Here is a 14036-nt window from a genome sequence, read left to right as displayed (position 1 = left end):
CCGCGGGGCGGGTCAGCCCAGGGCGTCGAGGTCCAGTACGTCACCGGCGGGCTCGTCGGCCGGGACCGGCTCGCCGTAGTCGCTGAAGGCGAGGGAGCCCGGGTCGGTGGGGGACGTGCTGTCCAGCCGCAGCAGGTACGGCTCGCCCTCGGTGGCGACGTGCAGGGTGAAGCCGTCCTCGCCGTCCCGCGCCGTCAGTGTCAGCGCGGGCGTGCCGTCGACCGTCGTGGTCCTTCCGCGGGTCGCGTCCGGGGCGCCGTCCACACCGAGGATCGCGTCCAGGTCGCAGAACTCCGCGATGTCCTCGCCGTCCGGGCCCTCGACCGACATCTTGGTCCACCTGCCGGCCAGCAGGGCCACGGTCGCGTCCACGGTGTCCTGGGACTCACCCTTGCCCTGGGCGCGCAGGAACGCCTCGTCGTACTTCAGGTAGACGGTGTCGCCGGTCTTGATCAGCTCCGTCTCGCCCTGGCCGTCCAGGCCCAGGGTGCCGGCGCACTCGCCCCACTTGTTCAGCGCCACGTCGACGCGGAGGGTGCCACCGCCCTCGTCGTCGGGGAAGTCGCCGGTCATCCGCAGGGACGACGCCCCGGTCGTGGCCTTGACGGCGCGGTCGACGATCTCGCCGCCGGTGAGTCCGGGGAAGGGCTCCTTCTTCGGCTTCGGGGAGCTCTCGCGGTCCTTCGTCATGCTCGGTGACGTGCTGGTGTGCGCCGTATCCTCGCCCCCGCAGCCGGTGAGGCCGGCGGTCGCCACGGTGGCGAGGCAGAGGGCGGCGAGCGTGGTGCGGCGCATGGCTGGTCCCCCCTCGGGCCCGCTAGAACTTGCCGTTCCCGAGCAGTTCGCCGTCGGCGTCGTAGACGGTGACCAGGCCGTTGTCGCTCTGCTTCCAGTCGGCGAACGCGGAGGCGATGAGCTTGGCGGGGCCCGTGCCCTCGCCGAGAATGCCGCCGGTGAAGTCGGTGTAGACGTCCGCGGCGTCGAGGATGTTGTTCTGCTCGTCGGCGCCCTGGACCTTGGTGACGTGGGAGACGGCCTCCTTCTCCTTCGCCGTCCCGTTCTTCTGCACGAACGCCTTGAACTGCTCGGCCTGGGACGCCTTCTCGACGTCCTTGTCCTCGGACTTGGTGTCGGACGTGCCGTCCGCCTTCGAGCCGCCCGCCTGCTGCTGCGCGGAGGCGGAGGAGCCCTTGCCGGTGGAGCCGCCCTCCGCGTCACCGGAGTTCGCCGAGACGGCGGCGATGACGGCGATGCCCGCGACGGCGCCCAGCACGACCTTGCTCTTCATACCCATGGTTGGTGTCCCCTCCTGACGGCGGCAACCGCCACCTGTCAGGCGGTTGCTCGTTCGCGGGGTCAATAAGAGCAGATGCTGTGAACCGAGTCAACACGATTCACGTGAGGTGATGAATACACGCGCGTGAAGTCACGGATCGCGTGCGCGTCGGTATGCTCGTGACCACACATGGGCAGAGGGGAACGGGGCGGATGCCGGGCATGCAGGACAACGCGACAGAAGTGACCGCCGCCGGGATCGCACGGCTGGCCGGTGTCGGCCGCGCCGCGGTCAGCAACTGGCGCAGGCGGCACGCCGACTTTCCCCGGCCGGCCGGCGGCACCGAGACCAGCCCCTCCTTCGCCCTCACCGAGGTCGAGGGCTGGCTGCGCCGCCACCGCAAACTGGCCGAGGTCCCGCTCAGGGAACGCGTCTGGCAGCAGCTCGCCGGCCACCCCGCGGGACCCGCCACCGCCCTCACCCACGCCGGCTGCGTCCTGCTCCTCATCCACGACCGCTCCCCGGACTGGCTCGAGGTCAGCTCCGGCACGGACGAGCGACTCGCCGCCATGCTCCCCGCGGCGCTGGAGCGGGTGCTCACGCCGCGCCTGGGAGAACCGGGCGGCTCACGTGTGAACTCCCCGGGTGCTGTGAACTCGCCCGCCGACGCCCCGGCCGTCACCGCCCCCGCCCTCGCACCCCCCACCGCCCCCCAGCTGCTCCCTTCCGTCCCCCTCCTGCGCGGCGTCGCCGAACTCGCCGCCGAGCGCGGCGCCCGGCACACCTTCGAATTCCTGCTGGGCCGGCACCTCGACGCCAACCCGCGCCAGTACACGCTCACCCCCGCCGAGCTCGCCGGACTCATGGCCGACCTCGCCGGCACCCCCCGCACCGTCCTGGACCCGGCCTGCGGCACCGGCGCCCTGCTCCGCTCCGTCGCCCACCGCCCCGGCCAGGAGCTGCACGCTCAGGACAGCTCCCCCGAGCTCGCCGCCATCACCGCGCTGCGCCTCGCCCTGCACACCCGCGCTGCCGTGCACGCCGCCGTCGGCGACACTCTGCGGGCCGACGCCCACCCGGGGCTGCGGGCCGACGCGGTGCTGTGTCACCCGCCGTTCAACGAGCGCAACTGGGGCCACGACGAACTGGCCTACGACCCGCGCTGGGAGTACGGCTTCCCGGCCCGCACCGAGTCCGAACTGGCCTGGGTGCAGCACGCGCTCGCCCGGCTGCGCGACGGCGGCACCGCCGTGCTGCTGATGCCGCCTGCCGCCGCGTCCCGCCGCTCCGGACGCCGGATCAGGGCCGACCTGCTGCGCCGGGGCGCGCTGCGCGCCGTCGTAGCGCTGCCCGCCGGCGCCGCGCCCCCGTACAACATCCCGCTGCACCTGTGGGTGCTACGGCGGCCCGAACAGGCACCCGCTCAGCCGGAGCTGCTGCTCGCCGACGCCGGGCAGTTCGCCGTCGAGGGGCGCGGCGGGCCCGAGTGGCCGGGGGTGCGGGAGACGGTCCTGGACGCCTGGCGCGCCTTCGACCGGGCCGGCCGGCTCGACGAACGGCCCGGACTGGCCCGCTCCGTGCCGGTCATCGAACTCCTCGACGACGACGTCGACCTGGCCCCGGCCCGCCGGCTGCCGCCCCCCGCCGCCGCGGCCGGCGCCGGCCGGCTCACCGACGTACGCGACCGGCTCGACGAGACGCTGCGCCTGACCGCCGAACTGGCCCCGCCGCCGGTGGAACCCGCGCCGCCCGCCGTCTCCCGCCGACTGCCGCTCACCACCGTCGGCGAGCTGGCGCGCGGCGGCGCCCTGGTGATGCGGACTGGCGGCCACGGCGGGCACGCGCGCGTGCCCGTGCTCACCGACCACGACGTACTCGCCGGAACCGCCCCCTCCGGAACGCTGCCGGAGAGCGACGAGGAACCGGTGCTCACCGCACCGGGCGACGTCGTCGTCCCCGTGCTCGGCGGCGGCGCCGTCGCGCGGGTCGTCGACGACGCGACCGCCTCGGCCGCCCTGGGCCGCAACCTGGTCCTGCTGCGCCCCGACCCGGCCGCGCTCGACGCATGGTTCCTCGCCGGCTTCCTGCGCGGCACCACCAACCACCGCCAGGCCAGCAGTTACGCCTCCACGGCCACGCGGCTCGACGTACGCCGACTGCAACTGCCCCGGCTCCCCCTGGACGAACAGCGGTGCTACGGCGCCCGCTTCCGGGCCCTCGACGCGTTCGAGCGGGCGCTCAAGGAGGCGGGCCGGCTCGGCGAACAACTCGTCCGCGGGATGTACGACGGCCTCACCGACGGGACCATCGCCCCGGACTGAGCCCCCCGGACTGAGCCCCCCGCCGCGCCCCGCGCGGGACGTCACGCAGCCGGACGAAGCGATCAGGACGACAACGGTTCGGTACATCAGGGACCGGTTGTCCCTGATGGCCTATACGCTCGGAGTCCCGACTCGACCCGAGTTCCCATCGCTTCACCCGTCCAGGAGCAGTCATGTACGGCCACGGCGCGGCGCCGCCCCCACCCAGCGGCGCATCGGTCATCACGCAGCGCGTGCTGTACGCCGCCGCCGGCGTCCTCTGCTGCGGCCTGCTGGCCTGCGTGCCGCTGTTCCGTGTCGCCTTCCTGCGGGGACGGGCGCTCGACTGGGCGGTGGCCTGGGTGAGCCTCCCGCTGGCCATCGCCTGCGCGGCGGTAGCCGGTTCGCTGCCGGAGACGGACTACCGCACCGACGTGGCCGTGTTCGCGATGCTGCTGCTCGGCGCGGCCGCCACCGCCTACTTCCTGGTCGTGGACATCCGCCTCGACCACCGGCGGCAGGGCCGCCCGTACACGGCCCAGCTCCCGCCGTCGCCGCACGCGACGACGATGCACACGCCGGGGCCGAACACCCCGTACGGCTACCCGCAGCAGACCTCGCCCTACGCGCCCACCCCCATACCGCAGCCGCCGACCCCGCACACACCGGTGCCCCCCGCCCCCGTACCGCCGCAGCCGGGGCCGCCGCAGCCCCCCGCGCCCGCGCGGATCGACCAGGTGCGTGCCGAGCTCGACGAACTCAGCGACTACCTGCGCCGGCAGGACGGCCAGCAGGGACAGCAGGGACAGCACGGCAACGGTGAAGGCGGAAGGTGAGCGTGACGACGGGACGTGTCGTCGCCGGCCGCTATGAACTGTCCACGCTCATAGGACAGGGCGGCATGGGACAGGTCTGGACGGCCTACGACAAACGGCTGGACCGGCGCGTGGCGGTGAAACTGCTGCGCCCGGACAAGGTGGCCGGCCAGGAGGCCGACGAACTGCGCCGCCGCTTCGTGCGCGAATGCCGGGTGACCGCCCAGGTCGACCATCCCGGCCTGGTCACGGTGCACGACGCGGGCAGCGAGGGCGAGGAGCTGTTCCTCGTCATGCAGTACGTCGACGGCGCCGACCTCGGCGACCACCTCGCCGAGCACGACCCGTACCCCTGGCAGTGGGCGGCGGCGGTCGCCGCGCAGCTGTGCGCCGTACTGAGCGCCGTGCACGCCGTGCCGATCGTCCACCGCGACCTCAAGCCGCGCAACGTGATGGTGAAGCAGGACGGCACCGTCACCGTGCTCGACCTCGGCGTCGCCTCCGTCATGGACGCCGACACCACCCGCCTGACCCACACCGGCACCCCCATCGGCTCGCCCGCCTACATGGCCCCCGAGCAGGCGATGGGCGGCGCGGTCGGCCCGTACACCGACCTGTACGCGCTCGGGGTGCTGATACACGAGCTGCTCAGCGGCGACGTGCCGTTCTCCGGCTCGACGGCGCTCGGGGTGCTGCACCGGCACCTGTACGAGCCGCCGGTGCCGGTGCGCCGGATCCGCCCGGAGGTGCCCGAGGCCCTGGAGGCCCTGGTGCTGCGGCTGCTCGCCAAGGACCCGCAGCACCGCCCGGACTCCGCGCAGGAGGTCTACGAGCACCTGTCGCAGCTGCTCCCCGCGCGGGGAACGCCCACCGGCGCGCCCCTGGACCCCACCCGCCCGTTCCTGCGCCCGCACGCCCCCTGGCCCGACCGCGCGCGCACGCCCGCACCCCGGCCGGCCCCCGCCGCGCCGCCCGCGCCCGTGGCGGAGCAGGCCGACGTCGCCGCCGCCGTGGACGAGGTGAAGCGGCTGCTCGGCGAGGGCCGCATCACCCAGGCCGTGGACATCCTCGGCTCGATCCTGCCCGTCGCCGCCGACCAGCACGGAGAGCACTCCCCGGTCGTCCGCACCCTGCGCAAGCAGTACGCGGCCACCCTCCTCGACGACGGCCAGTACCGGCGCGCCCTGCCCGAACTGCGCCGCCTCGCCGACGAGCGCGCCGCCGAGGCGGGCCAGGCCGACCCGCAGTCCCTGCGCTACCGCTACGAGGCCGCCCAGTGCCTGGAGCAGCTCGGCGAACCGGCGGCGGCGCTCGCCGAGTACCGGGCGCTGCTGGCGTACTACGAGAACCAGTACGTGGCCGCCGGTGACCCGCAGCTCGCCCACGACGTCCGCCGCCGCATCGGCCATCTGCTGCTCGCCCTCGGCGACCGGCCCGCCGCGCACGACACGCTGGCCCGGCTGCTGCACGACGTGGAGCGCCTGCACGGCCCCGGACATCCGCTGGCCGCGGACATCCGCCGGACCCTGGGATGGCTGGGACAGGTGCGCGGATAGCGGACGGCGCGCCGCAAAGGGGCCATACGGCCGGACGGGCAGGGCGGGGCGGTGCCGGAAGTCGCGGTGAATCGTTGGTCGAATGGGTTGGCCAGAGCTTGGCCGATGCCTACCATCGATCACCGCAAGACTTTGTGCACCGCCGCACAAGCTCTCCTCAGGAGGTCTCCTTGCACCGCCGCCGTCGCACCGCGTTCCTCCTCACCGCCGCGATCGCCGCAGCGCCCCTGCTCACCGCCTGCGGGAACGACGCGCACCCCGGTGCCGCGGCCGTGGTCGGCGGGGAACGGATCACCGTGTCGCAGCTGGAGAACCGGGTCGACGAGGTCCGCGCGGCACAGCGGGCGGCCGTACCGGACGAGGCCCAGTACCAGCAGGCCATCGCGCGCACCGGCAGCCTGACCCGCGACACCCTGCACGGCATGGTCCTGGACCGGGTGCTGGAGCGCGCCGCGAAGGACGCCGGGGTGACGGTGTCGAACCGCGAGATCCAGCGGATGCGGACCGATCTGGAGCGGCAGGCCGGCGGTGCGGAGGCGCTGGAGGCCGCCTGGCTCCAGCAGTACGGCATCCCGCCGCAGCGTCTCGACGAGAACCTCCGCCTTCAGCTCCACGCTCAGAAGCTCGCCCAGCAGCTCGGCACCGACACCAGCCGACCCGAGTTCTGGCAGGCGCTGTCCGAGGCGGGCAAGAAGCTCGACGTCGACCTCAACCCGCGGTACGGCGACTGGGACGTGGAGAAGAGCAGCCGGGTCGACGCGAAGGTGGCCTGGGTACGGGACGTCAGCTTCTCTGCCGAGGCGCCGGGGCCCCTCTGACGGAGGCGCGCCTGTGGACGGCTGGCCTGTGGACGGCCGGGCTGTGGACAACTCGGGGCCTGTCGGCGGGGTGGGCTAGTTTCGGAGCGTGAACGCAATGAGCCCCGCACCGACCTCCGAGGACGACCCCGGCCGTGTCGTCCTGCTCACCACCAGCCACCGCGTGGCGCCCGGCCTGCTGTCCTGGCCGGCCTGGCAGGCCCTGCACGCGGCCGACCGGGTGCTGTGCGCGGACGGCGCCCATCCGCAGCTGCCGTATCTGCGGGAGGCGGGGATATCGGTCGAGGAGGCCGCGCCGACCGCCGAGGAGATCGTCGACGCCTGCGCGGGCGGGCGGACGGTGGTGGTCGTGGCGACCGGGGAGGGCGAGCCGGCGCTGACCGACGGGCTGGCGCGGCTGGCCGGGACTGGCAGGGTCCACATGCCCGATCTGGAACTGCTGCCCGCCTCCTACGACCTGCCGGGTGCCCGCCTGCTCGACCTGGTGCAGGTCATGGACCGCATCCGGGCGGAGTGCCCGTGGTCGTCCCGGCAGACCCACAAGGGACTGGCGAAGTACGGCATCGAGGAGGCGTACGAACTCGTCGAGGCCATCGAGGAGGGCGACCGGGACGAGCTGAGGGAGGAGCTGGGCGACGTCCTCCTCCAGGTCGTCTTCCACGCCCGTATCGCCGAGGAGCACCCGGAGGAGCCGTTCTCCGTCGACGACGTGGCGGGCGGCATCGTGGCCAAGCTGATCCACCGCCATCCGCATGTCTTCGGTGAGGAGACGGCGGACACGCCGGAGGACGTCAAGGCGCACTGGCTGCGGACCAAGGCGGAGGAGAAGCGGCGCAGCTCGGTGACGGAGGGGGTGCCGCTCGGTCAGCCCGCCCTGGCGCTGGCGGCGAAGCTGGCGTCGCGGGTGCGGACGGCGGGGCTGGAGGTGCCGTTGCCGGCGGGGGAGGGGGTCGGCTACGAGCTGCTGGTGCTGGCGGCGCGGGCGGAGGCGGCGGGGGTCGACCCGGAGGCGGCGCTGCGGGCGGCGGCGCGGGCCTATCGCGAAGCGATCCGCAACGCGGAGGCCGGCCCGGCCGAGGCCTGAGCGGGGCTCGCCCGCAGGGCTGTTTCGCCTCGGGCCAGGCCTGAGCGGGGGGCCGCCCGCAGGGTTGTTTCGCCCCCGCCGCCCCTTCCCGTCCCGTCCCTGGGGGCTCCGCCCCCGAACCCCCATTCGCGCAGTTCCCCGCGCCCCTGAGGGGAGACACCCCGAGGGCCCCTGAAAAACACACGCCCAGCCCAGCACACCTAGGGGCGCGGGGAACTGCGCGACCAGCCCCCACCGACCCGCACCCGCCCCACATCCCCAGCCCAGCACACCTAGGGGCGCGGGGAACTGCGCGACCAGCCCCCACCGACCCGCACCCGCCCCACATCCCCAGCCCAGCACACCTAGGGACGCGGGGAACTGCGCGACCAGCCCCCACCGACCCGCACCCGCCCCAGATCCCCAGCCACCCGAGCTCCCGCGCCGCACGGCAACCTGCGCCGCACGGCACCCCGCCCGTTAGGGTCGCCGCATGTCAGACCACCCCTCCGCCCCGCAGGGCCCCGTGCCCGAGTTGTTCAGCTGGGAGTTCGCCGCCGACCCGTACCCCGCCTACGCCTGGCTGCGCGAGCACGCCCCCGTGCACCGGACCCGGCTGCCCAGCGGCGTGGAGGCCTGGCTGGTCACGCGGTACGCGGACGCCAAGCAGACCCTCGCCGACAACCGCCTGTCCAAGAACCCCGCGCACCACGACGAGCCCGCGCACGCCAAGGGCAAGACGGGAATCCCCGGCGAGCGCCAGGCGGAGCTGATGACACATCTGCTGAACATCGATCCGCCGGACCACACCCGGCTGCGGCGGCTGGTCAGCAAGGCGTTCACCCCGCGCCGTGTCGCGGAGTTCGCGCCGCGTGTGCAGGAACTCGCCGACGGGCTCATCGACCGCTTCGCGGACCGGGGCTCCGCCGACCTCATCCACGAGTTCGCCTTCCCCCTCCCCATCTACGCCATCTGCGACCTGCTCGGCGTCCCGCGCGACGACCAGGACGACTTCCGGGACTGGGCGGGCATGATGATCCGTCACGGCGGGGGACCGCGTGGCGGGGTCGCCCGGTCCGTGAAGAAGATGCGCGGCTATCTCGCCGAGCTGATCCACCGCAAGCGCGAGGCCCTGTCCCCCGAGCCCGCCCCCGGCGAGGACCTGATCTCCGGTCTCATCCGCGCCTCCGACCACGGTGAGCACCTCACCGAGAACGAGGCCGCCGCCATGGCGTTCATCCTGCTGTTCGCGGGCTTCGAGACCACCGTGAACCTCATCGGCAACGGCACCTACGCCCTGCTCACCCACCCGGATCAGCGCGAACGCCTGCAGTGGGCCCTCGCCGCCGGGGACCGCGGGCTGCTGGAGACCGGTGTCGAGGAACTCCTGCGCTACGACGGCCCCGTGGAGATCGCCACCTGGCGGTTCGCCACCGAACCGGTCACCATCGGCGGGCAGCGCATCGCGGCGGGCGACCCGGTGCTCGTCGTCCTCGCCGCCGCGGACCGGGACCCGGACCGGTTCGCCGACCCGGACGTGCTCGATCTCGGCCGGCGCGACAACCAGCATCTGGGATACGGCCACGGCATCCACTACTGCCTGGGTGCCCCGCTGGCCCGCCTGGAGGGCCAGACCGCGCTCGCCACGCTGCTGACCAGGCTTCCGGACCTGAGGCTGGCGGTCGAACCGGACGAACTCCGGTGGCGCGGCGGGCTCATTATGCGCGGACTGCGCACACTTCCGGTGGAATTCACCCCACCGCAAAAGTGACGGACCGGGCTCCGGTCTTTGCCCCCGCTCGGGCCAGCGCAAACGTGACACGCGCTCAACTCTGTGATCTTCACGTGATCTGCGCGGCATTAACTTGTGACAAGTGATCGACTGCCGATACCTTCACCCTTCAAGTGCGGCGCTCCGTCTCGGGCTCCTTCGCCGCGCCGGTTCATCGCTGTCGTGTGAAAGGTCTTCGCATGCTCTCCGGGAACGGTCGGCACCGCCGCCCCCGCCAGGCTCCGGCTCTCCTCGTCGCGGCCGGAGTGACCGGCTCCGCCATCGCGATCCCGCTCCTCGCGGCCGGCAGCGCCAGCGCGGCCGACGGCTCCACCTGGGACCGGGTCGCCGAGTGCGAGAGCGGTGGTTCCTGGAGCGAGAACAGCGGCAACGGGTACTACGGCGGCCTGCAGTTGACCCAGGACGACTGGGAGAAGTACGGCGGCCTGGACTATGCGCCGAGCGCCGACCAGGCCAGCCGCAATCAGCAGATAGCCGTCGCCGAGGCGATCCTCGCCGACCAGGGTGTCGGAGCATGGCGCACCTGCGGCCTGCTCGCGGGCCTGGAGCAGAACGCTCCCGCGGCCGACGTCGACACGGGTACGTCCGCCTCGCCGGACTCCGGCGACGCATCCGCTTCCGCCTCTCCGTCGGCCACGGCCGACCCGTCGTCCGGTGCGGACGGAAAGGACAAGACGCCGGAGGGCGCCGGCGGCGCATCGTATGAATCCGGCAGGTCGACTGAATCGGACGCCCCTTCGGGCAGCGACGGTGGCGACAAGAGTGCGGACGTCAGTGCCTCCCCCTCTGCCACCCCCGACGGTGACAAGCCGGACAAGACGGTGCAGAGCGGCGGTTCTTCAGCGGACAGTGGTGACGAGGGAACCGGTCGCCACCGCGGCGCCGGCGCCGAGGAGGGTGAGGACGAGGAGCGTGCGTCCGAGTCGTCCGGCCGGCACGCGCGCGGTCTCGACGCCTGGGGCAGCACCGGCGGCTCCTACACCGTGGACTCCGGGGACAACCTCTCGTCCATCGCCGACTCCCTTGCGGTCGACGGCGGATGGCGTGCGCTGTACGCCGTCAACGCCCAGCTCATCGGCGCCGACCCGGACTACATCCTGCCGGGTCAGGAGCTCGAGGTCGGGACCGAAGCGGGCGAAAAGTGACATCCGAAATCGCCCGGACGCGGGGCCGGTTGACGGCATGATTCGCGCCGAATGTCCGGTGTAAAGGCCGTGAGAGATAGGTCTCAGAAGCGCTGATCCTCTTTGATATTCCGTGAATCGCGTGTCTACGGTCGTGACCGCTCGCCATCGCGGGCCCCGGCTGCCGCCACGCCGAATCCTGCCAGCGGCAGCACGGGAACAGTCGTCGCGTCATGCGCCGTAGGCAGGAGCGGGGGACCCAAGGTAAGTGCCCTTTCCGGTGATTGACACCGGTTCGGGCTTGGGGTGAAGCCGCCTCCCGGGAGGGACGCGGCCGGGCAACTCAACCGGCCCGAACCCGACAGCTCACCTCGCAGGCGTCGGTGAGGGGATCCACCATGCTGTTTTCCGGCAAGGGCAAGCACCGTCGTCCGTCCAAGGGCACCCGCGCGATGACCATCGCCGGTGTCGCCTCCGCCGCCGTCGCCGCCCCGCTGATGGCGGCCGGCAGCGCCTCCGCCGCCACCGCGTCCGAGTGGGACGCCGTCGCCCAGTGCGAGTCCGGCGGCAACTGGTCCATCAACACCGGCAACGGTTACTACGGCGGTCTGCAGTTCTCCGCCTCCACCTGGGCCGGCTACGGCGGCACGAAGTACGCCCCCAGCGCTGACCATGCCACCAAGGCCCAGCAGATCGAGATCGCCGAGAAGGTCCTGGCGGGCCAGGGCAAGGGCGCCTGGCCGGTCTGCGGCAAGGGCCTCTCCAACGCCGCCTACACCGGCGACTCGGCCGGCTCCGCGCAGAACACCCAGCCCCGCGAGACCGAGCAGAAGGCCTCGCGCTCCACCGAGCGCCCGGCCGCCGAGAAGCAGGCCGAGCCGAAGGCCGAGAAGAAGACCGTCACCACCCCCACCGGCAAGAAGGTCGAGAAGGGCGACGGCGAGTACAAGGTCGTCAAGGGCGACACCCTCAGCTCCATCGCCGAGGAGCACGACGTCAAGGGCGGCTGGGCTGAGCTGTTCAAGCTGAACGACGACATCGTCCAGGACGCCGACCTCATCTACCCGGGCCAGCAGCTGCACCTGAAGTAGGGCAACGCCGCAGGTCCCTCCCCGTCCCCACGGGCTCCCCGCCCCGGTGCGTCATCCCCCGTACGCACCGGGGCGGGGTCATGCGCGGGGGAAGACTTTCCGGTCGGGGTTTCCGGAACCGCCTTTGTTCCGATCAAAAACAATCTACGCTCGGTTCTGTCCATGGGGTGAGCGGCCGGATGGCCGATCGCCCGGAGCCGGTTAGGCTCGGTCTCGCAAGACCTCCGTGGCCTTGCTCACCCGCGTCACATCCAAGAAGGAGATGCTCGTGCCGTCCATCGACGTCGTCGTAGCCCGGGAAATCCTGGACTCCCGAGGCAACCCCACGGTCGAGGTCGAGGTCGGCCTCGACGACGGCAGCACGGGTCGTGCCGCCGTCCCGTCCGGCGCCTCCACCGGCGCCTTCGAGGCCATCGAACTCCGTGACGGCGATGCCAACCGTTACCTGGGCAAGGGCGTCGAGAAGGCCGTACTGGCCGTCATCGAGCAGATCGGCCCGGAGCTCGTCGGCTACGACGCCACGGAGCAGCGCCTGATCGACCAGGCGATGTTCGACCTGGACGCCACCGACAACAAGGGCTCCCTGGGCGCCAACGCCATCCTCGGCGTCTCGCTCGCCGTCGCCCACGCCGCCTCCGAGGCCTCCGACCTTCCGCTGTTCCGCTACCTGGGCGGTCCGAACGCGCATCTGCTGCCGGTGCCGATGATGAACATCCTGAACGGCGGCTCGCACGCCGACTCCAACGTGGACATCCAGGAGTTCATGATCGCCCCGATCGGCGCGGAGTCCTTCTCCGAGGCCCTGCGCTGGGGCGCCGAGGTCTACCACACGCTGAAGAAGGTCCTGAAGAGCAAGGGCCTGGCCACCGGCCTCGGCGACGAGGGCGGCTTCGCCCCCAACCTCGGCTCCAACCGTGAGGCCCTCGACCTCATCCTCGAGGCCATCAGGGAAGCCGGCTACACCCCCGGCGAGCAGATCGCCCTCGCGCTCGACGTCGCCGCCTCCGAGTTCTACAAGGACGGCTCCTACACCTTCGAGGGCAAGACGCGCTCGGCCGCCGAGATGACCGAGTACTACGCCGAGCTCGTCGAGGCGTACCCGCTCGTCTCCATCGAGGACCCGCTGTTCGAGGACGACTGGGAGGGCTGGAAGACCATCACCGCCAAGCTCGGTGACAAGGTCCAGCTCGTCGGCGACGACCTGTTCGTCACCAACCCCGAGCGTCTCGCGCGCGGCATCGACGAGGGCGCCGCCAACGCCCTGCTGGTCAAGGTCAACCAGATCGGCTCGCTGACCGAGACCCTGGACGCCGTCGAGCTGGCCCAGCGCAACGGCTTCAAGTGCATGATGTCCCACCGCTCCGGCGAGACCGAGGACGTCACCATCGCCGACCTCGCGGTCGCCACCAACTGCGGCCAGATCAAGACCGGGGCCCCGGCCCGCTCCGAGCGCGTCGCCAAGTACAACCAGCTGCTGCGCATCGAGGAGATCCTCGACGACGCCGCGGTGTACGCCGGCCGCAGCGCGTTCCCGCGGTTCCGCTCCGAGGACTGAGCGCCGGTTCGCAGGCAGCGTCGTACGTACGTCCCCGTACTCGGTCCCGTACCGTGTGCGGGGACGTACGCGCGTATGACGGTGAACGAGACGCGTATGACGGCGAGACGAGAGGCGGGATCATGGCGGTGCTGTGCGGGAGCGCGACTCCGTGACCGGCCGGGACCGTTTCTCCACCGCGACCAGGATCCGGCTGATCGGCGAGCAGACCGCCGCCCGGGTCTACCGCTCGCAGACCAGGCGGCAGGCCCGCCGCTCCCGGCTGACCGGCCGGGCGGCGCTGCTCGCGCTGGTGCTCTGCTCGCTGATCGTGGCCCTCGCCTACCCCATGCGGCAGTACGTCTCCCAGCGGGCGGACATCGCCGAACTCCAGCAGAAGCAGGACGAGACCCGTCAGCGGGTCGAACGGCTGCGCGACATGAAGGCCCGCTGGCAGGACGACGCCTACGCCGAGCAGGAGATCCGCCGGCGCCTGCACTACGTCATGCCCGGCGAGACCGGCTACATCGTCGTCGATCCGGACACCGCCGGGACGTCGCGCACCGATCTCGAGGCGGCCGACCGCCCCTGGTATTCGAACGTCTGGGACGGCGTCGACAAGTCCGACGCCGCGGTCCAGTGACCACCCTTTGCAGAAAGCCGTAGA

Annotated in this window: 12 protein-coding genes and 1 riboswitch; of the genes, 10 read left to right on the top strand and 2 right to left on the bottom strand. The window is 72.3% G+C overall.

All coding sequences use genetic code 11. The annotated features are described in order from the left end of the window. Positions 1–12: 12 nt before the first annotated feature. A complete protein-coding gene (locus tag AB0L56_RS22880; protein WP_365425800.1) occupies positions 13–795 on the bottom strand; it encodes a hypothetical protein in 783 nt (260 codons plus the stop codon). A 22-nt stretch (positions 796–817) separates the two neighbouring features. Continuing rightward, on the bottom strand, positions 818–1294 hold the full coding sequence (locus AB0L56_RS22875) for a hypothetical protein (RefSeq protein WP_365425798.1): 477 nt from the start codon (positions 1292–1294) through the stop codon (positions 818–820). Between the two features lie 203 nt (positions 1295–1497). Here AB0L56_RS22875 and AB0L56_RS22870 point away from each other — a divergent pair, with 203 nt between their 5' ends. From AB0L56_RS22870 to AB0L56_RS22825, 10 genes are all read left to right on the top strand, one after another. After that, complete coding sequence (locus AB0L56_RS22870) at positions 1498–3597, top strand: N-6 DNA methylase (protein WP_365425796.1); 2100 nt, start codon at positions 1498–1500, stop codon at positions 3595–3597. Positions 3598–3770: 173 nt separating this feature from the next. Further along, the gene (locus tag AB0L56_RS22865) at positions 3771–4412 is read left to right on the top strand and encodes a hypothetical protein (protein ID WP_361027415.1); all 642 of its coding nucleotides are present in this window, start codon (positions 3771–3773) and stop codon (positions 4410–4412) included. 38 nt (positions 4413–4450) lie between these two features. Then, the gene (locus tag AB0L56_RS22860; protein ID WP_365425969.1) at positions 4451–5947 is read left to right on the top strand and encodes a protein kinase; all 1497 of its coding nucleotides are present in this window, start codon (positions 4451–4453) and stop codon (positions 5945–5947) included. Between the two features lie 170 nt (positions 5948–6117). Continuing rightward, positions 6118–6765, top strand: a complete 648-nt coding sequence (locus AB0L56_RS22855) for a SurA N-terminal domain-containing protein (RefSeq protein ID WP_365425794.1) — start codon at positions 6118–6120, stop codon at positions 6763–6765. Between the two features lie 97 nt (positions 6766–6862). Then, positions 6863–7849 carry a nucleoside triphosphate pyrophosphohydrolase gene (locus AB0L56_RS22850; RefSeq protein WP_365425792.1) on the top strand — a complete coding sequence of 329 codons (987 nt, stop codon included), beginning with the start codon at positions 6863–6865 and terminating at the stop codon, positions 7847–7849. Between the two features lie 472 nt (positions 7850–8321). Next, on the top strand, positions 8322–9599 hold the full coding sequence (locus AB0L56_RS22845) for a cytochrome P450 (RefSeq protein WP_365425790.1): 1278 nt from the start codon (positions 8322–8324) through the stop codon (positions 9597–9599). A 200-nt stretch (positions 9600–9799) separates the two neighbouring features. Further along, positions 9800–10765 carry a transglycosylase family protein gene (locus tag AB0L56_RS22840; RefSeq protein ID WP_365425788.1) on the top strand — a complete coding sequence of 322 codons (966 nt, stop codon included), beginning with the start codon at positions 9800–9802 and terminating at the stop codon, positions 10763–10765. A gap of 205 nt (positions 10766–10970) precedes the next feature. Then, positions 10971–11139: riboswitch (cyclic di-AMP (ydaO/yuaA leader) on the top strand. A gap of 3 nt (positions 11140–11142) precedes the next feature. Continuing rightward, on the top strand, positions 11143–11835 hold the full coding sequence (locus tag AB0L56_RS22835; protein ID WP_365425786.1) for a transglycosylase family protein: 693 nt from the start codon (positions 11143–11145) through the stop codon (positions 11833–11835). Positions 11836–12103: 268 nt separating this feature from the next. Next, positions 12104–13390 (top strand): phosphopyruvate hydratase, encoded by a 1287-nt coding sequence (eno, locus tag AB0L56_RS22830; protein ID WP_361027848.1) that lies wholly within the window; start codon positions 12104–12106, stop codon positions 13388–13390. A 151-nt stretch (positions 13391–13541) separates the two neighbouring features. Next, positions 13542–14012: a septum formation initiator family protein gene (locus tag AB0L56_RS22825; protein ID WP_365425784.1), complete on the top strand. Its 471-nt coding sequence runs from the start codon at positions 13542–13544 to the stop codon at positions 14010–14012. The last annotated feature ends 24 nt before the right edge of the window (positions 14013–14036 follow it).

It is taken from the genome of Streptomyces sp. NPDC052079 (genome assembly GCF_040680275.1).
Classification (GTDB): domain Bacteria; phylum Actinomycetota; class Actinomycetes; order Streptomycetales; family Streptomycetaceae; genus Streptomyces.
Note: the sequence above shows the minus strand (reverse complement) of the source record. Positions and strands in the feature narration are given on the sequence as shown.

Bases quoted from the DNA above. Each gene is read 5' to 3' on its own strand.
- AB0L56_RS22880 (WP_365425800.1), bottom strand. From the start codon at position 795: ATGCGCCGCACCACGCTCGCCGCCCTCTGCCTCGCCACCGTGGCGACC.
- AB0L56_RS22875 (WP_365425798.1), bottom strand. From the start codon at position 1,294: ATGGGTATGAAGAGCAAGGTCGTGCTGGGCGCCGTCGCGGGCATCGCC.
- AB0L56_RS22870 (WP_365425796.1), top strand. From the start codon at position 1,498: ATGCAGGACAACGCGACAGAAGTGACCGCCGCCGGGATCGCACGGCTG.
- AB0L56_RS22865 (WP_361027415.1), top strand. From the start codon at position 3,771: ATGTACGGCCACGGCGCGGCGCCGCCCCCACCCAGCGGCGCATCGGTC.
- AB0L56_RS22850 (WP_365425792.1), top strand. From the start codon at position 6,863: ATGAGCCCCGCACCGACCTCCGAGGACGACCCCGGCCGTGTCGTCCTG.
- AB0L56_RS22845 (WP_365425790.1), top strand. From the start codon at position 8,322: ATGTCAGACCACCCCTCCGCCCCGCAGGGCCCCGTGCCCGAGTTGTTC.
- AB0L56_RS22840 (WP_365425788.1), top strand. From the start codon at position 9,800: ATGCTCTCCGGGAACGGTCGGCACCGCCGCCCCCGCCAGGCTCCGGCT.
- AB0L56_RS22835 (WP_365425786.1), top strand. From the start codon at position 11,143: ATGCTGTTTTCCGGCAAGGGCAAGCACCGTCGTCCGTCCAAGGGCACC.